This window comes from Streptomyces meridianus (assembly GCF_023703325.1).
Taxonomy (GTDB): Bacteria; Actinomycetota; Actinomycetes; order Streptomycetales; family Streptomycetaceae; genus Streptomyces; species Streptomyces meridianus.
The window spans coordinates 267866-287552 of the sequence record NZ_JAMQGM010000002.1 but is presented as its reverse complement, the minus strand read 5'-3'; the positions used below and the strand labels follow the sequence as shown (position 1 = coordinate 287552).

The following is a 19687-nucleotide window of genomic DNA, read 5'->3' as shown; positions in this document are numbered from 1 at the left end:
TGCGCCTGGCGGTGCAGGTCGACCACGCGCGCGCCGTCGCGGGGCGGCATCTCGGACGGCGCGCCGGGGCGCGGCCGGCGCTCCCGGCGCAGGCGCGCGACCTCGTCCGCTATGCGGGAGGAGGCCGAGTCCAGATCCGGCTCGGGCCCGGCGGTGCCGTCGGAGGAGAGGCCCCTGAGTTCGTCCGTCACGGCCAGCAGCGCGGCCAGATGTCCGGCGAGCTGGATGTCCAGCTCCTCTTCGCGGGATCGGTGCGGGAACTGCGGCTCGGCCATGGCGTGGACCGACTTGGCGCGGCTCGGCTCGTACATGGGGTGGCCTCCTGGCGCGAGCATCCCGGGCAACCCGGGCAAGTATCAGGAGGCCATCCTAACTTGGAATCTGTCTAAATCGAGTTTCGCGGGCGGGTTGGTTCGTTCGGGTGACGGCCGGCCGGGCGTCGGGCGGGCCGGGCGCCTCCGGAGCACGGATCGCCCGGGCGTGCCCGGGCCCCGGTGGAACTCCGCCGGGGCCCGGGGAGCATGCCGGTCAGGGCTGGCTGTAGCCCTCCAGGAAGCTGCCGATCCGCGTCACCGCGTCCGCCAGGTCCTCCTTGTGCGGCAGCGTGACCAGCCGGAAGTGGTCCGGCTCCGGCCAGTTGAAGCCGGTGCCGTGCACGATCATGATCTTCTCGGTGCGCAGCAGGTCCAGCACCATCTGCCGGTCGTCCTTGATCTTGAAGACCTTCGGGTCCAGCCGCGGGAACGCGTACAGCGCGCCCCTCGGCTTCACGCACGTCACACCCGGGATCGAGGTGAGCAGCTCGTAGGCGGTGTCGCGCTGCTCCAGCAGTCGCCCGCCGGGCAGCACCAGGTCCTTGATCGACTGCCGGCCGCCCAGTGCCACCGCCACCGCGTGCTGGGCCGGCACATTGGCGCACAGCCGCATGTTGGCGAGGATCGTCAGGCCCTCCATGTAGCTGGACGCGTGCTGCTTGGGGCCGCAGACCGCCAGCCAGCCGCTGCGGTAACCGGCGACCCGGTAGGCCTTCGAGAGACCGTTGAACGTCAGCGTCAGCAGGTCGGGCGCGATGGCGGCGGTCGGCGTGTGCGTCGCGTCGTCGTAGAGGATCTTGTCGTAGATCTCGTCGGAGCAGACGATCAGGTTGTGCCGGCGCGCGATCTCGGTGATGCCGAGCAGCATCTCGTCGGTGTAGACCGCGCCCGTCGGGTTGTTCGGGTTGATCACGACGATCGCCTTGGTGCGGTCGGTGATCTTCCGCTCGATGTCGCCGAGGTCCGGCGCCCAGTCGGACTGCTCGTCGCAGCGGTAGTGCACGGCGGTGCCGCCGGACAGCGACACGGCCGCCGTCCACAGCGGGTAGTCCGGGGCCGGCACCAGTACCTCGTCGCCGTCGTCGAGCAGCGCCTGCATCGACATCTGGATCAGCTCGGAAGCCCCGTTGCCGAGGTACACGTCCTCGACGTCGAGCTCGACGCCGCTCGTCTCGTAGTGCTGAACCACCGCGCGGCGGGCGGCGAGCAGGCCCTTGGCGTCCCCGTAGCCGTGCGCCGTGCCGAGCGTGCGCAGCATGTCCTCGAGGATCTCCGGCGGGCACTCGAAACCGAAGGGCGCCGGGTTGCCGGTGTTCAGCTTCAGGATGCGGTGACCTGCCGCCTCCAGCCGCATGGCCTCCTCGAGCACCGGGCCACGGATCTCGTAGCAGACGTTGGCGAGCTTCGTTGACTGGATCACCTGCATGTCGACACCCTACGGGCGCCTCAAGCCGGCCGCCCGGTGTTGTCCGCCACCCGGATGGGGCCCGTTCGCCCCGAGCAGCCGCCGGCCGTCACCGGGCGGGGCGGCGCCGGGAAACGGTGCCACCCGGAGGCCCTTCGATGATGAAGCGTTCGCAGATCCGGGCATGCGGATCGCGGTCGGCGGCCTGCGCGGGGCTTCGAAAGTGGAAGCGGTGCCGGTCCGCCCACGATGCGCCGGGAGCGGAGGGTTCACGCCCCGCTGTACCTGCGACCCCGCGACCGGCCCGGGTGTGATGTCCGACACGGTCGCGCGCCGGCCTGGGACCGGCCGGGTGCCGGGCGGGAGCCCACCGGTGCCGGGTGTTCAGGTGCATCGGGTGTTCAGCGGCGCCGGGAGCTCAGAAGAACGTCCGGACGAAGTCGACGACCGTGCCGTCCGCCTCCACCAGCGGGATCAGCTGCCACTTGTCGAAGATCGTGCAGGGGTGCGACAGCCCGAGCGCGACCCAGTCGCCGACATCGGGCCCCGCACCGGCGTCCGCCCCCAGCTCCAGCCAGGCGTGCTGGTCGGACAGCTTGGTGACGGTGATGCCGTCCGCCGGGCGCTCGCTGCCGTCCCGAGCCGAACGCACCACCAGGGGTGACGGCATGCCCAGGTCGTAGGCGGCGTCCCGCTTCCCCGCGTTGAGGAACGCCTGTCCCGGCGCCGGCCGCGAGACGACCTGCGCCCACAGCCGGAACGCCGGCTGCAGAGCGCCCTCCTCCGGGACCCGGTTGAAGGGGGTCAGCCGCCGGTAGTGGGCGTCGTCGTGCGAGACGTACGCCCCCGAGCGCAGCAACTTCAGTACGGGACGGGAGAGCTCCGGGAGTTCGGCGAAGACGTCCGCGACCGCGTCGAACCAGGCGCTGCCGCCCGCGCTGACCACGATCTCGTCGGTGTCCGCGAACCGCCCGGCCCGGTCGAAGGCGACGGCAAGGCCGGTGAGCCGGCGCAGCCAGGCGCGCACCCGCTCGCCGTCCGCCTCCGGCACCTCGCCCTCGTAGCCCGCGACGCCGACCAGCCGGAGGGTGGACGTCGCGGCGACCGCGTCGGCGATCTGCTCGCACTCCGCCTCGGTGCGCACCCCGGTGCGGGCGCCCTCCCCACCGCCCAGCTCGACCACGACCTCCACCGGCCGGGACGCGCCGCAGTCGGTCAGGGCCCGGTCCATCAGCTCCACGCCGCGCACCGAGTCCACGTAGGTGACGAGCCGGAAGCCCGGATCGGCGTCCAGCTCCCCGGCGAGCCAGCGCAGGGCAGCGGCGTCGACCACCTGGTTGGCCAGGAAGATCCGCCGGACACCGAAGGCCCGGTAGACGCGCACCTGGTGCGGGACGGCCGCCGTGATGCCCCACGCGCCGTGCCCGAGCTGCTGCTCGAACAGCTGCGGGGCCATACAGGTCTTGCCGTGCGGGGCGAACGCCAGGCCGTGCTGCGCGCAGTAACGCTCCATCACGCCGATGTTGTTCTCCACCGCCTCGGCCGAGAGGGCCAGTACCGGAGTCGTGAAGCCGCCGGTGAACAACGGCCGCCGCTGCGCGGCGAGTTCGCCGAGCGTCATGCCGTCCGCGTCCGGCGGCAGGCCCTTGAAGCGGTGGTCGACCCGTTCGTCGGCGAGGGCGGCCAGGGCGGTGTCGGCGGACATCGGCTCTCCCGGAAGGTGGGTGCAGGTGGGTTGCGACATGCGCAACGGCCATTGCGTACGGCGATTCACGCTGTCTAACATCCGAGCCGACGCAGGGTCAACGGTGCTCGGGAACAACCCCGCACGGCGCGTGAGCCGGTCCGGAACCCGTCCGACACCGCAGCAGTGAGGAGAACCAGCGATCGTGACCAGCTCCGCGAGGGCCGACGTCGTCTGCCTCGGCGAGTCCATGGTCACGTTCGTGCCCGCCCCCGCTCCCGGCGTGGCGCCGACGGGCCGGCTCGCCGACGTGGCGGCCTTCGCCCGGGGCATCGGCGGGGCCGAGTCGAACGTCGCCTGTGCCCTCGCCCGCAGCGGACACACCGTCCGCTGGGTCGGACGGGTGGGGGCCGACGGCTTCGGCGACCACCTCGTCGACGAGATCGCCGCAGCGGGCGTGGACACCTCCGCCGTGCAGCGGGACCCCGGCCGTCCCACGGGCATCTACTTCCGCACCGCCGGGGAGCGTGCCGCCGGCCCGGGCCCCGTTACCGGTCCGGCCGTCGGCCCCGATCCGGCGGTCGACGCTTCCCCCGCCCCGGCCGTCGACGCCGGGCCCGTTCCCGGGATCGCGGAAGTCGCCTACTACCGGTCGGGATCCGCGGCCTCGGCCATGTCGCCGTCCCTGATGCCCCGTGAGCACCTGTGGTCCGGCCAGGTCCTGCACCTGACCGGGATCACCGGCGCCCTCTCGCCCGGCTGCCTCGCCCTGATGCGCGACCTCACCACCCGGGTGCCCGGCCGCCCCCTCGTCTCATTCGACGTCAACCACCGCCCCGCCCTCTGGCGCGGCCGGCCGGACGGGCCGGACGTCCTCGCCGGGCTCGCCCGCGGCTGCGACCTCCTCCTGGTGGGCGAGGACGAAGCGGAGGCGCTGTGGGGACTGGACGATCCGCAGGCCGTCCGCGACGCCTTTCCCGAGCCGGACGTCCTGGTCGTCAAACAGGGCGCAGCCGGCGCCACCGCCTTCGCCCGCCCGTCGACCGAGGGGCGGACCGACGAGGTCGCCACCGCCCCCGCTCTCACCGTCGACGTCGTCGCCCCCACCGGCGCCGGCGACGCCTTTGCCGCCGGGTTCCTCTCCGCCACCCTGCGCGGGCTGCCGCTCTTCCGGCGGCTGCGCCACGGCCACCTCCTCGCCGCCGCGGTGCTCACCGTCCCCGGGGACCTCGCCGACCCGCCGTCCCGCGACCACGCCGACCGGCTCGCCGCCGCCGACCCGGAGACCTGGGCCGACCTGCGGCTCGGCCCCGGGTGGACGTCGCACGGCGCCATGGAGCAGCACGCTGCGTCCGCCCCCGGGACCGCGCGGTGAGCCAGACCGTCGACCGCGCCCTGCGCATCCTGCCGCTCCTCGCCGCCGGACCGGCCACCCTCGACCAGGTCGCCCGCCGGCTCGACGTGCACAAGTCCACCGCCCTGCGGCTGTTGCGCACCCTGCACGAGCACGGCATGGTCCACCGGCAGCAGGACCAGCGCTACCGGCTCGGCGCCCGGCTGTTCGCCCTCGCCCAGGAGGCCGTCGAGAACCTCGACGTCCGCGAGATCGCCCACCCCCATCTCGTCGCCCTCAACGAGCAGTGCGGGCACACCGTCCATCTTGCCGTCATGGAGGAGGGCGAGGTCGTCTACATCGACAAGGTCGACAGCCGCTACCCGGTGCGCATGTACTCGCGCATCGGCAGGCCCGTCGCGATCACCGTCGCCGCGGTCGCGAAGCTGCTCCTCGCCGACCTGCCCGAACCGGAGCGGCGCGCCTTCACCGCACGGCTCGACTACCCCCGCTACACGCCCCGTTCGACCCCGGACGCAACCGCCCACCTGACCGAGTTGGCGAAGGTGCGCGAGCAGGGCTGGGCGACCGACTTCGGCGGCCACGAGGAGTCCGTCAACTGCGTGGCTGCTCCCGTCCGTGGCCCCGGTCGCCTCTCCGGTGGGGCCAGGGGGCGGGCCGTGGCCGCGTTGTCGGTGTCCGCGCCCAACGTCGTCGTCACCGCCGGCGAACTCCTCACCCTGCTCCCGCTGGTACGCCGTACCGCGGAGGCCATCAGCCGCGAGTACGCGGGAACCACCGGCACACCCAACCAGGAAGAGAGCACATGAGCGAGAAGACCGCCGTCACCCCGGCCGGACACACCACGCCGCCCGCCAAGTTCTCCCACGGCGTGCGCAAGGGCAACCTCCTCCAGGTCGCGGGCCAGGTCGCCTTCGGCCCGGCGGTCGAGGGCCGGGCTCCCGCCCCGGTCGGGCCGGGCCTGCGCGAGCAGACGATCCAGACGCTGCGCAACGTGCAGGCCGTCCTGGAGGAGGGTGGGGCCACCTGGGAGGACGCGATGATGGTGCGCGTCTACCTGACGGACACCTCGCACTTCGCCGAATTCAACGCCGTCTACGACGAGTTCTTCGCCGACCTCCGGCAGCCGCCCTCGGCCCGCACCACGGTGTATGTCGGCCTGCCCGCCGGTCTGCTGGTGGAGATCGACGCCCTCGCCGTGCTGGACTGACGGCCGGGCCGGCCGGTTCGTGTCCAACTGCACGTATATGTCCGGGGCTTGACGTCAGGAAGTCCGGATGAAAGCTGTCCGGGCAGGGGTCCTTTCCTCAAGAATGCGCATGACAAAACCGGAAGACATTCGGTTCGGAGAGGACCCCCTATGAAGAAGCCTCTCGTCGGCGCACTGGTGACGCTGCTCCTGACCGGAGCGACCGTCACCGGCGTCGCGGCCCCCGCCACCGCGGCCACCCCGGCAGCCGCACCCGCCGTCGCCGCCAAGGGCGGCCCGAAAGCCAAGGCCGTCGATTTCGCCGGCACGGTGGCACTGAGCAACTGCTCCGGCTCCGTGGTGCGCATGCCGGACTCCCAGCCCGGCGACCCGGCGCTCGTCATGACGAACGGCCACTGCCTCGAGACCGGCATGCCCGACGCGGGCGAGGTCGTCGTCGACCAGCCGTCCAGCCGCACCTTCAGCCTGCTGAACTCCCGTGGGAACAGCGTGGGCACGCTGCGCGCGAGCAAGATCGCGTACGCCACGATGACGGACACCGACGTGGCGCTCTACGAACTCACCACCACCTACGGCCAGATCGAGCAGTCGTACGGCATCGACGCCCTCGAACTGTCCGCCACGCACCCGGTGGCGGGAACCGCGATCAGCGTGGTCTCCGGGTACTGGAAGCGCATCTACAGCTGCAACATCGACGGTTTCGTGTACCGCCTCAAGGAGGGCGACTGGACCTGGAAGGACTCGGTCCGCTACACCTCGGCCTGCGACACCATAGGCGGCACGTCCGGCTCGCCCGTGATCGATTCTGCGAGCGGCAAGGTCGTCGCGGTGAACAACACCGGCAACGAGGACGGCGGCACCTGCACCCTCAACAACCCGTGCGAGGTCGACGAGAGCGGCAACGTGACGGTGCGCCAGGGCATCAACTACGCCCAGCAGACGTACGGCATCACCGAGTGCGTCACCACCGGCAACAAGATCGACCTGAGCCTGCCGGGCTGCACCCTCCCCGAACCGGCCTGAGCCTCAGCCGGGTTGACGTCCGTGCGGTGCCCCTGCTGGGCGGGGGCGCCGCACGCCCGGGCGGGGTGTGCGCCATCGCGCATTCGGCCTCGCTGGTGGCACCCGAAAGTCGAAACCCGACGAGGTGCTGGAAGGGTTCGACGACTTCCTGGACTGCGCGTCCTGCACCTCGGAGGCGTGATGAGGCGAGAGCGGATCTCTCACCAGTTGCCCTGCAATCGAGACGCGGGAGGGAGCGTCGCCCCCATCTGCTGACAGGGGGACGGAGCGCTGCCCTTGTCGCCGCTTCCGGTGTCCGAGGACTCAGGGGTGGCGCAGTCGTACACGACGCCCCCGCATGTGGGTGTGATGCGTCGCTTTCTCGGCTCGGTCGGAGGATGAGAGGTAGGATAAGTCGCATGAGCGAGCCTACCAGTAAGTACTCGATCACTATGCCGCGTGATGTCGCTGCCGCAGCGCGCGCCCGCAGTGGCCCTTCAGGCCTGTCCGCCTATGTGTCCGCCGCCGTGGCCCGCCAGATCGAGCGGGACAACCTCAACGAGCTGATTCAGGTCGCCGAGGCCGAACACGGGCCCATCGCGGACGAGGAGATTCAAGCCCTTCGTGATCAGCTCCACCAGGCACGCCGTGAGCAGACCGAGCGTACGCAGGACGGGGCGGACGCCGCGTGACCCGCACAGCCGGCGACCCGGGCGGCACCCTCGTCCTCGACAGCGATGGACTGGCCAAGGCCGTGCTCCGCGAGCGCGCGGTGACCGCCTGGCTCGCCCTGGCTCGCGCCGACGATCTCAGGGTGATCACGTCCGCGGCCACCCTGGTGGAGGTGGTCCATCCCCGGATCAACCGGCCGGCTCTGGAGTGGACGCTGTCCCGCGTCATCGTCGAACCGGTCACTGAACCCATTGCACGACAGGCCGCTGCCCTGCTCTCCGGAGCAGGTCTTCACGGCCACAAGCACGCCATCGACGCCATGCTCGGCGCCACCGCCCTTGCTGCCCCCGGGCCGGTCACGATCCTCACCTCGGACCCGGAGGATCTCGTGGCCCTGTGCGGAACGCGCGCCACTGTCGTAAAGGTCTGATCCGCGGTTGCACCCTGGGCGCACATCGTGCGAGCCCGGTGATGCCCCGAAGCGTGGGCATCCACACGCGCCGTCACGAGGGTGCGGCTCACGAACAGAGGCGCAAGGGTGCGTACAGCCGTGGACTGGCCGCAGGCGGGCGGCTGCGTTCCACGCCGGCAACGGCGTTCTCAGAGCGTCAGCGCGAAGCGCCTGCACATGTGTACCCGGTCGAACTCGCGACGCAGTTGCGCCTCGTCCTCCAGCCTCGCGTGCAGGAAGGCAGCCACGAGCCGCAGCCCCGGTCGCGGGCTGCGGATCGCCCGGGCCGGCTCGTCCGGAGCGGTGTACGCGTGCGCGAAGACGTGGAGGTAGTGGTCGCTCTCCACGAAGCCCATCGCCCGGTACCAGCGCAGGGTGTCCGGGTCGTCCCGCGTCCAGGCGTCGAGCGTGGTGGCTCCCAGTTCCCGGGCCCGGATGCAGGTTCGCCGGAGCAGGGCGCGACCGAGGCCGCGGTGCTGATGCTCGGGATGGACCGCGGCGGTGTCGATGGTGGCCAGCGACCCCTCCACCAGGGTGTCCATGATCCCCACGACGGTGTCCGTCCGGTCGACCGCCACCAGTTCGAGGCCGGGAGCCGGCACGACGGGCTTGGTGCGATCGACGTCGTCGTAGTAGGCGGTGTCCAGAAAGGAGAGCACCCGGCAGCGCAGCCAGGAGGGCTCGTCGGCGGCGGTGTACTCGCGGATGACGTGGGTCAAGGTCGTGGTCCTCGGGGTCGACCGCGCGGGGCGTGGCTGCCAGCTCGCCTGCTCCGCCGGGGCAGCGCGGTGGGGCGGGCCCCAGGGGCCGGACAGCGGATGCAGACCTGGCGTCCGTGTCGGGAGTGCAGCCGGATGCCCTCGCGACGCCGCTCCGGCTCACCCCGCAGTGGTGAACCGGGCCCGCCACAGGTCGCGGAGCAGCGCAATCTCGGACATGTGATGGATGAATTCGAGGTTGGCCCCCGCCAGCACGTTGACGAAGGGGTAGTCGGCGTCGTTGCTGTACGGGTACTGCGAGAAGCCGACCGTGTCGAGCTGCTCCTCGGTGACGGCGCCGACGCTGTCGCGCCAGCGGTCGATCAGCGCCCAGAACCGCTCGAGTTCCACGGCGGCGGCGGGGGTGAAGTCGACCAGCTGCTTCGGTTCCTGACGCCGTTCGCCGAAGGCCCACTCCCATCCGCCCGCGAAGTGGAAGTGCAGGTGCGCCAGCCGCCAGGCAATCGTCGTGATCGGGGTGGCGTCGGGCTCAGGCTCCCCGGTGTGGGCGAGGACCTGCTCGACCCGCTCGACGCTCACGCTCCAGTCGTCCGCGATCTTCTCGACGGTCATGCCACCGGCGGCCTGCCGGGCCACCTCGGCGTACTCGCTCGCCGGGATGTCCGGAGCGCCCTGGTCGAGCACCCACTCACCCGGCCCGAACGCCCTCGGGGTCGTCGCCTCGCCGCGGCGCCGGATCGACCAGCAACCGGGCACCGGCTCCCACAGGTACTCCTCGTCGCTCAGCCCCGTCAGCCGCACCTGAGCCGACTCCCTGGCCTGGTCGAACTGCTCCAGCAGCAACCCCAGACGGTCGGTCCGCGTGCCGTCGATCCCCATGTCCCGCTCCCCTCGCGCCCGTGTCCCGCACACGCTGCGCTCAGCCGGAAGCTAACGGCTGACCTCGCGGGGCGCGACTGATTTCCTCGCCAGCACCGCCGAGCGGAACGGCCCAACCCTCATGATTCCTCCGCCCGTTGACAGCGGCCCGACCGATCCGAGGAGGGGCGCAAAGCCGCAGGTGAGGGGCATCGTACGGGGCTGGCTCGCCCGCGTATTGGCCCCCTGCTCCCCCCTTGTGCACACCCCCCTGAACCGGTTTGACCCCTGGGTCGCAGCACCACGAGCACGGAGAAACCTCAGTGACCCCCACGACGCAGACGGACACCGGGAACGCCCCCGGGACGGCCGGACAGAAACCACCGCGCCGGTCGAGCTGGCGCTCCATCGGGCCCGGCATCGTGGTCGCGGCCACCGGCGTCGGCGCCGGTGACCTCGTCGCGACACTGATCGCCGGAAGCAAGTTCGGCTACACCCTGATGTGGGCGGCTGTCATCGGCTGCCTGGTCAAGATCGCGCTGGCGGAGACCACCGGACGCTGGCACCTGGCCACCGGCCGCACGCTCTTCGACGGCTGGCGCAGCCTGGGATCGTGGACGACGGTCTATTTCGCTGTCTATGTGGTGATCTGGGGCTTCGTCTACGGCGCCACGGCGATGTCGTCCAGCGCCCTGCCCCTGGTGGCGCTCTTCCCGGGATTCCTCGACCTCAAGGTCTGGGCGGTCCTGACCGGACTGCTCGGTCTGGCCTTCGTCTGGTTCAACCGTTACGCCGTCTTCGAGAAGCTGATGACGGTGCTGGTCGGCATCATGTTCGTGGTCGTGGTCTACCTCGCGGTCCGGGTCGGCCCGGACCGGGGCTCCGCCTTCGCCGGGCTCGTCCCGGCGCTGCCCGACGGATCGCTGCTCTACACGCTGGGCCTCGTCGGCGGCGTCGGCGGCACCATCACCATGGCCGCCTACGGCTACTGGGTGAACGCGAAGGGCTGGAAGGACAGCTCCTGGATGAAGGTGATGCGGCTCGACAACCGCACCGCCTACATCACCACCGGCATCTTCGTGGTCGCCATGCTCATCGTGGGCGCCGAGCTGCTGAACGCCGCGAACGTCGCGCTGACCGAGGGCGACAAGGGACTGCTCGACCTCGGCAGGGTCCTGGAGGCCAAGTTCGGCGGTCCGACCGCCAAGCTGTTCCTGGTCGGCTTCTTCGCCGCCTCGTTCTCGTCGCTGATCGGCGTGTGGCACGGCGTGAGCCTGATGTTCGCCGACTTCGTGGAGCGCTGGCGCGCGGCCCGCGCGGACGCCGCAACGGAGACCGGCGCCGAGAAGGTGGCCGCCGGCGAGACCGAGAAGTCGTGGCCGTTCCGGGCATACCTGCTCTGGCTCACTTTCCCGCCGATCAGCCTGCTCTTCCTGGACCAGCCGTTCGCCCTGGTCGTCGGATACGGCGTGCTCGGCGCGTTCTTCATGCCCTTCCTGGCGCTGACGCTGCTCTGGCTGCTCAACTCGAAGCGGACCCCGCAGCAGTGGCGCAACGGCCCGCTCAGCAACGTGATGCTGGCCGCGGCGGGGCTGCTGTTCGTCGTCCTCTGCGTGCAGCAGGTCCGCGAACTGCCCTGGTGAGCACGGCGTGCGGCGCCCCCGACGGTGCGGGGCGCCGCACGTCACCGGTGCGGGGCGGTCAGCCGGAGCCGCCGTCCACGTAGAGGCAGAACGGGTGACCGGCCGGGTCGAGCATCACCCGGACGTTGTCCTGCGGCTGGCGACCCGCCTCCCGGGCGCCGAGTTCGAGCGCGTGCCCGACGGCGGACGGCAGGTCCTCGACCTCGAAGTCGAGGTGCATGGTCATCCGCTGGGCGCCCTCCTCCGCGGGCCACACGGGCGGGACATAGCCGTCCGAGAACTGGAAGCCGAGGTAGGCGACGCCGTCCGCCGCCGCGATCGCCGCTCCCTCGGCGTCCTCCTTGGCGATCTCCCACCCCAGCAGCTCCGCGTAGAAGCGCGCCAGCGCATGCGGGTCGGGCGCCTCCAGCACCACACCCCACCAGTCGTGCCTCGCGGTGCGAGGGGTGCCGGGCTCGTGAACGGGTCGTCCGCGCATGTCGGTGGTGCTCCCGTCTGGTCTCACTGCGAAGTTGCCGGTCGGTTGCCGGTGCCCGGAGGTAACCGGCCGACGGGGCAGAGGTGTCGACTCGATGGCCGGGCCGCGCGCCCCGCCCCTACCGGACCTCGATGCTCTGCACGATCCGGTCGATGTCGCGCTCCGAGAGCGTGCCCTCGACCACGTTGATCCGCACCAGGAACGCCTCGTCCCGGCCGTCCATGCCGACCACGTCCGTGGCCCGGACCACCGAACCCTTCGGGGGTGCGCCGTCCCCGCCGGCGGACTTCCGGTCGTGGTACTCGATCCGCCGCGCGTCGTCCGTCCCGTTCACCTCGACGGCCTCGCGGCTCCTGGTGCGACCGCCGGTCACGTAGGTTCCGGCCGCACCGACGGCCGCCATCTGCGCGTCGGACGCCGTCATGAAGTCGAGCTGGACGCCGATCCTGCCCACCTCGGCGCCGTCCTCGGTGAGCACGGCCGCGGCGTCGTTGTGCCGGCCGAGAGCCTTGCCCGACAGCTTCTGCCAGCCCTTCGGGTAGGACACGGTCAGACGGTCGGTGGTGAGCGTCCCCCACCCGTCGCCGCCCGCGCCGCCCTGCCCGGAGCCGGGGTCCGCGCATCCGGCGAGCAGCGTCCCGGCGAGGGCGGTGATCGCGGCCGCCAGGGCGGTCCGGCGCATCGCTGCGTTCATCATGGGGGCTCCCTCTGTCGCGGGCCTGTCGGGTGCAATCCGGGGTCTGTGGTGAAAGTAGCGCGCCCCTGGGGCGGGGCCGGGCGCCGCGGACCGGACGGGACTTCCACCACCGACCCTAGCCCCGGGACCCGGCTCCCGTCCGCGACGGACGTCAGGAGCCGGGCCCGGGTGCCGCTATGCGGCGCAGTAGCTGTACGGCAGGTACGAGCGCCGGTCGCCCTTCGGCGCGCCCAGGAACTCGGCGTCCTGCAGGGTCTGCGAACTGTTCTCCATGGTCACCTTGAAGCCGAGGCTCATGCCGAGGGTGAGGTCGAAGCCGTACTCGGCGGCATCCGTCTCGCCGGTGTAGCGCATCCTGCTGGACTGCCCCTCGTCGAAGAGCAGTTGGCCGAAGGGGTCGTCGGCGCCGGGGCGGCTCTCCGGCGCGTGGTCGCCGAACATGTACGCGAACGGCGCCGTGTTGTCGCCGCTGCCCTCCAGCCACGCCTCGGCGATCCGGCGGTCGGCGGCCCCGGCGTCCCCCGGCTCGAAGCTGATCGAGTTGGTGACGATCCGGATGTCCTTCGACGACTCGCTGCCGCCGGCCGAGACACCGCCGCCCCGCTTGCCGTCACCCTTCTTGCCGTTGTCGCCCTTGCCGTCGGCCTTCGCGCCGTCGGTCTGCTTGCCCTCGACCGTCTGCGTCATGTCGATCCGGACGATCTCCCCGGTCTCCTCGTCGCGCGTGACGGTCATGGTGCCGGTGCGGGTGGTCGAGCCGCCGCTGCTGCCGCTGATCGGCCCCGCCTCGTAGCCGCCCTTGAGCCCGTACGTCATGGACGCCGCGTACGTGTACGACTGGGTGCCGTCGATGTTGTTGTTGGTCACGGTCACCTCGGGGGAGAAGCGGAACGTGCCGCCGAGCTTCGCCGACAGCTTGCTCTCGTCGGAGGCCGACAGCTTCAGCCCGGCATCCGCCGCGACGTCGAGGGCCACCTTGCCGTAGCTGATGTGGCGGTCGCCGAGCTTCTTCTCGATCTCCTCGGCCTTGTCGGCCCACTTGTAGGCGGCGTACGGGTTGCCGCCGCCGTACGGGCTGCCCCCGTACTTCATCGAGGTCTCCCACGTCTTCATCTCCTCGATGTCGTCGCGGAACTCCTCGGCCTGCTCGGGGCTGTCGAACGCCCAGGTGTCGCCGTTGGTCACCTTGATGCCGCCGCCGAGTTCGACCTTCTCGGTGCCGAGCTTGCCGACGCTCAGCCCCGGCTTCCAGTCGCCCTTGGCGCCGACGGACGCGGCGTCGGTGAACGTCAGCAGCACCTTCTGGTCGTTCTCATCGACCGTGCCGTCCCCGTTGACGTCCGTGTTGGCCTGGAACGTCTGCTGCTGGAAGCCGTACTCGTTGCCCCAGGTGAACCAGGCGATCTTCGCCTCCGCACCGGCCTTGTCGGAGATCGTGGAGACGTTGCACAGCGGCGGCTCGTAGTCGGCGTCCGTCTTCGGCCCGTCGCCCGCCCGGGTATCCGTGCCGCAGTCGCTGCCGCCGGTCAGCCGGCAGATCTGGGTGCCGATCGCGTCGGCGACCTGCGTGCCCAGCGACGAACCGGTCACCGCGGTGACGATGGCCGCGACCACGACGATCGTGCCCAGGTACTCGGACGCGGTCGCACCGCGGTCGTTGCCCCTGAACACCGGCGGTGTGCCGCGTGTGCCGCCCCCCTGATGCATAGCGACGCTCCTGGGTCGTGATGCGCGACGCGCAAGGATGCCGATGGCTCTCGGCCGGACCCGGATCGTACGAACGGCGACTGCCCCGGGTCGTGGGCCCCGAGGCCCCAAACCGGGCCCACTGACGGCCAGTTGCCGGGGCCCAGGAAAAGTGGGCCTGCCCCGGACCCGGGAAACCCTCCCCGTCCGGCGGCATACGTGGTCCAATCGCCCTCACGCATGGAGGTGTTCTCTGAGCCGTCCCAGGTGGCTAAAGTGCTGAAAAGGACGTAGCAATGACGATCTCCGGCGCCTCCCGCGGCCGGAGTGAACGGGGAAGCAACGTGCCGACCGCGATAGCTGTCACCAGTCCCGATCTGGTGCCGGCACCACCCGATGGGCAGGTGCCCGGCTCGACGGTGCCTCCCCTGCCCCACGCGGCCGTGCTCCAGCCGCCCGAGTCGCAGTCGTTGGACGCGGCCCTCGCCGACATGAACCTGCTGCTCGAACAGCACGGCCACGTCGTCGTCCTGTACTCCTCCTCGTTGCCGCCGGCCCGGGTACAACGGCTGCACACGGTGCGCTCGGTGCTCGAGAGCGACCGGATCGCGCTGCTGCCGCTGGACCTGCCGCCGCTCGGAATCGCGGTGCTGGCCCAGCAGTTGAGGATGCTGTCGGTCTGCGACTTCAGTCCCGGCGTGCTCGCCGGGGCGGCCGGCCTCCTCGCGCACTATGTGCACGCCGGAGCCGTCCTCAACTCGGTGGCGAAACTCGACCGGGTCCCCGTCAGCCTGTCCTCCCACGCCAGGTCCTGGGTGCCCGGATCCCAGTTCGCCGTGCTGGCGCACCCCCACCCGCAACTGCTGAGGATCGGCGACGGCGGCGTTCCGAGCGGCCCCGGCTACGCCACCCACCTGCTGCTCGCGCAGGGCCAGCTCCCGTCGGAGTGGGTGACGACGACCCTCGCCCCGGCCTGGCGGGTGCACGCAGTCCGCCAGGCCACCCTGCCCGCCGACTCCTCGCGCTGGTGGGGGACCTCGAAGCTGACGGAGTTCACCGCCTTCATCCCCGACCTCTCCGTGCTCTACCAGTTGGTGGCGTCGGTCCGGCGGGAGAACTGTTCCTGGTGCTCCGCCGAACTCATCGGCGACCGCTGCACGTTCTGCTCCGCACCGGTGCTCCCCGCCGAGAACCGCAGCCGCTCCGCAGGCGTCACCGCACGGGAGCCGGCAGCGCACCCCGGAACCTGAGCGCGCAAGGCGCCCGCCCCGCACCCGGCCGCCGTGTCGCCCGACCCGCACCACCCGCTCGCCGTTCACCACCGGATCCGTACCCGAACGAGGTTGCCCGTCCCATGAACTCACGCCAGCGCCGCGGCATCATCCTGCTGCTCCTGTCCGTCCTCTGCGCCTTCGGCGTGTTCGCCGGGGTGCTTTCGGTGATCAGCGACGTGAACTCCAAGGTCGGGCCGGAGCGGGTCGCCTACCGGATCAAGAACGACATACGCCCCTACAGGGAGCTGAGCGCCGAGCAGTTCGAGAAGGTCTCGATGCCCAAGCGGTGGTTGCCGGCGACGGCCGTCACCGACCTGAGCGAGCTGAACGGCCGGATCGCCGTCACCACGCTGCACAAGGGCTCGCTGCTCCAGGAGGACATGCTGGTCCGGCGGCCCGCGCTGAAGACGGGCCAGCAGGAGATCGCGATCATGATCGATGCGGCGACCGGTGTCGCCGGCAAGATCACCCCGGGTGCGACCGTCAACATCTACGCCACGTTCGACGGGCAGAAGCAGGGCTCCTCCGCCGTCTCCAAGGTCATCGTGGCGAACGCCGCCGTCATCGACGTCGGCCGGCTCACCGCGCTGGAGCCCACGGAGGACTCCCGGCGGCAGGCGACCGAGGCGGTGCCGATCACCTTCGCCCTCGACACCCTCGACGCGCAGCGCGTCGCCTATGCCGAGTCGTTCGCCACCCACGTGCGCCTCGCCCTCGTCGCACCCGGCAGCGACACCACGATCCGCCCGGGGGACCGCACGTACACCCTCGACGGCGACAAGTGAGGCGGCCCGGATGACGATCAGGATCCTCCCCGCCGTCGGGGACGCCGACGCCGCCCGGTCCGTCACGACGCTGCTCAGCCAGCTGCCGGACGCCGAGCCCGCCGCGCCCGTCGGCGACTCGACGTCGCTGCTCGACACCCTCGCCCGGCTGGCCGGGGAGTCGCTGGACGAGCTGCCCGAAGTGGTGCTGGTGCACGAGCGGATCGGGCCGGTGCCCGCCCTCGAACTCGTCCGCGAGGTCGCGCTGCGCTTCCCAGCCGTCGGTGTGGTGCTGATCAGCGCCGACACCGGCCCGGCGCTGTACTCGGCCGCCATGGACTCCGGCGCCCGCGGTCTCATCGGTCTGCCCCTGTCGTACGAGGACCTGGCGGCCCGGGTGCACGCCGCCGCCCAGTGGTCGGCCGGGGTGCGCCGCCATCTGGGCAGCGGCGGCGACGTGTTCACCGGACCCGGCGGCACGGTCGTCACCGTCACCGGCGCCAAGGGCGGAGTGGGCGCCACCCTGACCGCCGTCCAACTCGCCCTCGCCGCACAGGCGTCGGGCCGCAGCGCCGCGCTGGTCGACATGGACCTCCAGTCCGGGGACGTCGCCTCGTTCCTCGACGTGCAGTACCGCCGCTCCATCGTCGATCTGGCCGGCATCCAGGACATCTCGCCGCGCGTCCTCCAGGACGCGGTGTTCACCCACCCGACCGGGCTCGGCCTGCTGCTGGCCCCCGGGGAGGGCGAACGCGGCGAGGAGGTCACCGACCGCACCGCCCGCCAGGTCGTCAGCGCGCTGCGCAGCCGCTACGAGGTCGTCGTCATCGACTGCGGCAGCCACATGAACGGGGCCAACGCCGCCGCCGTGGAGATGGCCGACACCGCCCTGCTGGTGCTCACCCCGGACGTCGTCGCGGTGCGGGCGGCCAAGCGCCTGGTGCGGATGTGGGACCGGCTGCAGATCCGCAAGGCCGAGGAGACCGTGGCACTGGTCAACCGGCACACCCGGAACACCGAGATCCAGCCATCCCTCGTCGAGCGCATCACCGGCACCCGGGTCGCCCGCACCGCCGTCCCCGCAGGCTTCAAGGACCTCCAGCCCGCCGTCGACTCCGGCCGGATGCAGGACCTCGACAGCCGGAGCACCGTCAAGCAGGCCCTGTGGGGGCTGGCGGGCGAACTCGGCCTGGTCGGATCCGCGGACGGCGCGCAGCAGGGCAAGGGGCGAGGCGACCGTCGCCCCATGGGCGGACGCCTTCGGCGCCCGGCACCGGAACCGCCGCGTCCGGGCGACTCCGGGCAGGCAACGGTCGAGTTCCTCGGCATGGTGCCGCTGCTCGTCCTCACCCTGGTCCTGCTCTGGCAGTTCGTGCTCGTCGGCTACACGTTCACGCTCGCCGGGAACGCGGCGGACGAGGCGGCCCGCAGCGCGGCGGCGGCCGAGCCGTACGAACGCGCGACGGTCTGCGACGAGGCCGGGACGGACAAGCTCCCCGACTCCTGGAAGGGCAGCGCCCGGGTCGCCTGCGCGTCACCGGGCGGCATGGTGAAGGCCACCGTCGGCCTCAAGGTCCCGGTGCTGTTCCCGGGAGCCGTCGACTTCCCGTTCACCGTCCGGGGCCACGCCGGCGCCGTCGAGGAAGAAGGGTGACGTCATGACCGGGGGAACGCGCACGGCACGGCACGGGAGCCCGCACAGCGGCCGGCGCCGGATCCGGGCAGGCGACCGCGACCGCGGCCAGGCCGCCGTCGAGTACCTGGGCTTCCTGCCCGTCCTGCTCGCCGTCGGCCTCGCGGTCGTCCAACTGGGCCTCGCCGCCTATGCCGTTCAGCAGGCCGGCACCGCTGCCCGGGCCGCCGCCCGCGCCGACGGCTACCACCGCAGCGGGCTGTCGCCGCGGACAGCGGGCGAGGCCGCGGTCAGCAGCTGGCTGAAAACCCGCCTCAGATCCACCGGGGGAGGCCCGCACGAGGTCACCTGGACCGCCGAGGTCACGATCCCGTCCATCGTCCCCGGCGTCGGCTTCGGCACGGCGACCAAGAGCGCGACCATGCCCAGCGACTGAAGCCCCGGCAGGCCGGGCGGAACGACCCCGGCCGGCCACCGCCACGTCAGTGAGGAGTACGGCACCGATGAGCCTGAGGGCACGCATCAGCGCCCCCGAGGAGAACGGCGGGGGACGGGAGGACGGCCACCTCGTCGCCGTCTACCGCGCCAAGCTGCTCGAGGAGATCGACCTCGCGGAGATGTCCTCGCTCGCAGCCGCCGAGCGCCGGGCCAGGCTCGAGCGCGTCCTCGGGCACATCATCAGCCGCGAGGGCCCGGTCCTCTCCACCGTCGAACGCTCCCAGCTCATCCGGCGCGTGGTCGACGAAGCCCTCGGCCTCGGCGTGCTCGAGCCGCTGCTGGAGGACGCGTCCATCACCGAGATCATGGTCAACGGGCCGGACCAGATCTTCGTCGAACGCGCCGGCCGGGTCGAGCTGCTGCCCATGCGGTTCGCCTCCACCGAGCAGCTGATGCAGACCATCGAACGCATCGTCTCCACGGTCAACCGCCGGGTGGACGAGTCGAATCCGATGGTCGACGCCCGCCTGCCGTCCGGCGAACGCGTCAACGTCATCATCCCGCCGCTGTCGCTGACCGGCCCCACCCTCACCATCCGCCGCTTCCCCCGCTCCTACACCCTCCGGGAGATGATCGGCCTCGGCACGCTCGACGAGCAGATGGTGATGCTGCTGTCCGGTCTCGTCCAGGCCAAGTTCAACGTGATCGTCTCCGGCGCCACCGGCTCCGGCAAGACCACCCTCCTCAACGCCCTGTCCGGGCTGATCCCCGAGGGCGAGCGCGTCATCACCGTCGAGGACGCCGCCGAACTCCAGCTCCAGCAGGCCCATGTCATCCGGCTGGAGACCCGCCCGCCCAACGTGGAGGGCAAGGGCCGCATCACCGTCCGCGACCTGGTGCGCAACTCGCTGCGCATGCGCCCCGACCGCATCATCGTCGGCGAGGTCCGCGGCGGCGAGACCCTCGACATGCTCCAGGCCATGTCGACCGGCCACGACGGCTCGCTGGCCACCGTCCACGCCAACAGCGCCGAGGACGCGCTGATGCGCCTCCAGACCCTCGCCTCCATGTCCGAGGTGAAGATCCCCTTCGAGGCGCTGCGCGACCAGATCAACAGCGCCGTCGACTGCATCGTCCAGCTGACCCGGCACCCCGACGGCTCCCGGAAGATCAGCGAGATCGCCATGCTCCGGTCACGGGGCCGCGAGGACCTGCGGCTGGCCACCGTCGCCCGCTTCGACGCCCGGCCGATCGACGGCGACGGCACCGTCCACGGCGACTTCCGGTACCTGCCGCTGCCCCGCAGCGTCGCCGACCGCCTCCGGATGGCCGGCCAGCCCGTGCCACAGGCCTACGGCGTCGCCGAGACCGACGATCAGCTCACCACCAGAGAGGCCAAGTAGGT

20 protein-coding genes are annotated in these 19687 nt (G+C 71.5%); 12 read left to right on the top strand and 8 right to left on the bottom strand.

Translation table 11 applies throughout. The features are described from left to right. From M1E25_RS03015 to M1E25_RS03005, 3 genes are all read right to left on the bottom strand, one after another. A partial coding sequence (locus M1E25_RS03015; protein WP_251409015.1) for an SCO4983 family protein occupies positions 1–311 on the bottom strand: 311 nt, incomplete at its 3' end. Between the two features lie 217 nt (positions 312–528). Further along, entirely contained in the window at positions 529–1740 is a 1212-nt protein-coding gene (locus tag M1E25_RS03010) for a pyridoxal phosphate-dependent aminotransferase (RefSeq protein ID WP_251409013.1), read from the bottom strand. A 397-nt stretch (positions 1741–2137) separates the two neighbouring features. After that, positions 2138–3424 carry an amino acid deaminase gene (locus M1E25_RS03005; RefSeq protein ID WP_251409010.1) on the bottom strand — a complete coding sequence of 429 codons (1287 nt, stop codon included), beginning with the start codon at positions 3422–3424 and terminating at the stop codon, positions 2138–2140. Positions 3425–3608: 184 nt separating this feature from the next. Here M1E25_RS03005 and M1E25_RS03000 point away from each other — a divergent pair, with 184 nt between their 5' ends. The 6 genes from M1E25_RS03000 to M1E25_RS02975 all read left to right on the top strand — a co-directional run bounded on the left by M1E25_RS03000 (position 3609) and on the right by M1E25_RS02975 (position 8071). Continuing rightward, a complete protein-coding gene (locus M1E25_RS03000; protein WP_308290381.1) occupies positions 3609–4778 on the top strand; it encodes a sugar kinase in 1170 nt (389 codons plus the stop codon). Next, positions 4775–5566 carry an IclR family transcriptional regulator gene (locus tag M1E25_RS02995; protein WP_251409007.1) on the top strand — a complete coding sequence of 264 codons (792 nt, stop codon included), beginning with the start codon at positions 4775–4777 and terminating at the stop codon, positions 5564–5566. Before M1E25_RS03000 ends, M1E25_RS02995 begins: the two co-directional genes overlap by 4 nt. Beyond that, the gene (locus tag M1E25_RS02990; protein ID WP_251409004.1) at positions 5563–5967 is read left to right on the top strand and encodes a RidA family protein; all 405 of its coding nucleotides are present in this window, start codon (positions 5563–5565) and stop codon (positions 5965–5967) included. The genes M1E25_RS02995 and M1E25_RS02990 overlap by 4 nt, the downstream gene beginning before the upstream one ends. A gap of 150 nt (positions 5968–6117) precedes the next feature. Beyond that, the gene (locus M1E25_RS02985; protein ID WP_251409001.1) at positions 6118–6990 is read left to right on the top strand and encodes a trypsin-like serine peptidase; all 873 of its coding nucleotides are present in this window, start codon (positions 6118–6120) and stop codon (positions 6988–6990) included. 398 nt (positions 6991–7388) lie between these two features. Beyond that, positions 7389–7661 carry a CopG family transcriptional regulator gene (locus tag M1E25_RS02980; protein ID WP_251408998.1) on the top strand — a complete coding sequence of 91 codons (273 nt, stop codon included), beginning with the start codon at positions 7389–7391 and terminating at the stop codon, positions 7659–7661. Next, complete coding sequence (locus M1E25_RS02975) at positions 7658–8071, top strand: PIN domain-containing protein (protein ID WP_251408995.1); 414 nt, start codon at positions 7658–7660, stop codon at positions 8069–8071. Before M1E25_RS02980 ends, M1E25_RS02975 begins: the two co-directional genes overlap by 4 nt. Before the next feature lie 170 nt (positions 8072–8241). Here the strand turns inward: M1E25_RS02975 and M1E25_RS02970 are convergent, their stop codons facing one another. Together M1E25_RS02970 and M1E25_RS02965 are read right to left on the bottom strand one after the other, a co-directional pair. Beyond that, positions 8242–8811 carry a GNAT family N-acetyltransferase gene (locus M1E25_RS02970; RefSeq protein WP_251408992.1) on the bottom strand — a complete coding sequence of 190 codons (570 nt, stop codon included), beginning with the start codon at positions 8809–8811 and terminating at the stop codon, positions 8242–8244. Between the two features lie 159 nt (positions 8812–8970). Further along, the gene (locus M1E25_RS02965) at positions 8971–9690 is read right to left on the bottom strand and encodes a DinB family protein (protein WP_251408989.1); all 720 of its coding nucleotides are present in this window, start codon (positions 9688–9690) and stop codon (positions 8971–8973) included. Positions 9691–9992: 302 nt separating this feature from the next. On the opposite strand from M1E25_RS02965, the gene M1E25_RS02960 reads away from it, so the two are divergent. Further along, positions 9993–11312: an Nramp family divalent metal transporter gene (locus tag M1E25_RS02960; RefSeq protein ID WP_251408986.1), complete on the top strand. Its 1320-nt coding sequence runs from the start codon at positions 9993–9995 to the stop codon at positions 11310–11312. A gap of 58 nt (positions 11313–11370) precedes the next feature. Here the strand turns inward: M1E25_RS02960 and M1E25_RS02955 are convergent, their stop codons facing one another. The 3 genes from M1E25_RS02955 to M1E25_RS02945 all read right to left on the bottom strand — a co-directional run bounded on the left by M1E25_RS02955 (position 11371) and on the right by M1E25_RS02945 (position 14194). Then, positions 11371–11790 (bottom strand): VOC family protein, encoded by a 420-nt coding sequence (locus M1E25_RS02955; protein ID WP_251408983.1) that lies wholly within the window; start codon positions 11788–11790, stop codon positions 11371–11373. A gap of 118 nt (positions 11791–11908) precedes the next feature. After that, a complete protein-coding gene (locus tag M1E25_RS02950) occupies positions 11909–12487 on the bottom strand; it encodes a hypothetical protein (protein ID WP_251408980.1) in 579 nt (192 codons plus the stop codon). A 174-nt stretch (positions 12488–12661) separates the two neighbouring features. Beyond that, positions 12662–14194, bottom strand: a complete 1533-nt coding sequence (locus M1E25_RS02945; protein ID WP_251408977.1) for a hypothetical protein — start codon at positions 14192–14194, stop codon at positions 12662–12664. 275 nt (positions 14195–14469) lie between these two features. On the opposite strand from M1E25_RS02945, the gene M1E25_RS02940 reads away from it, so the two are divergent. The 5 genes from M1E25_RS02940 to M1E25_RS02920 all read left to right on the top strand — a co-directional run bounded on the left by M1E25_RS02940 (position 14470) and on the right by M1E25_RS02920 (position 19685). After that, positions 14470–15423 (top strand): thioredoxin-like domain-containing protein, encoded by a 954-nt coding sequence (locus M1E25_RS02940; RefSeq protein WP_251408974.1) that lies wholly within the window; start codon positions 14470–14472, stop codon positions 15421–15423. 104 nt (positions 15424–15527) lie between these two features. After that, positions 15528–16232, top strand: coding sequence for a Flp pilus assembly protein CpaB (gene cpaB, locus M1E25_RS02935; RefSeq protein WP_251408971.1), 705 nt, complete (start codon positions 15528–15530; stop codon positions 16230–16232). Positions 16233–16242: 10 nt separating this feature from the next. Beyond that, on the top strand, positions 16243–17865 hold the full coding sequence (locus tag M1E25_RS02930) for a CpaE/TadZ family protein (RefSeq protein WP_251408968.1): 1623 nt from the start codon (positions 16243–16245) through the stop codon (positions 17863–17865). 4 nt (positions 17866–17869) lie between these two features. After that, the gene (locus tag M1E25_RS02925) at positions 17870–18280 is read left to right on the top strand and encodes a TadE family protein (RefSeq protein WP_251408966.1); all 411 of its coding nucleotides are present in this window, start codon (positions 17870–17872) and stop codon (positions 18278–18280) included. 67 nt (positions 18281–18347) lie between these two features. Then, positions 18348–19685 carry a TadA family conjugal transfer-associated ATPase gene (locus tag M1E25_RS02920; protein WP_251408963.1) on the top strand — a complete coding sequence of 446 codons (1338 nt, stop codon included), beginning with the start codon at positions 18348–18350 and terminating at the stop codon, positions 19683–19685. Positions 19686–19687: the final 2 nt, after the last annotated feature.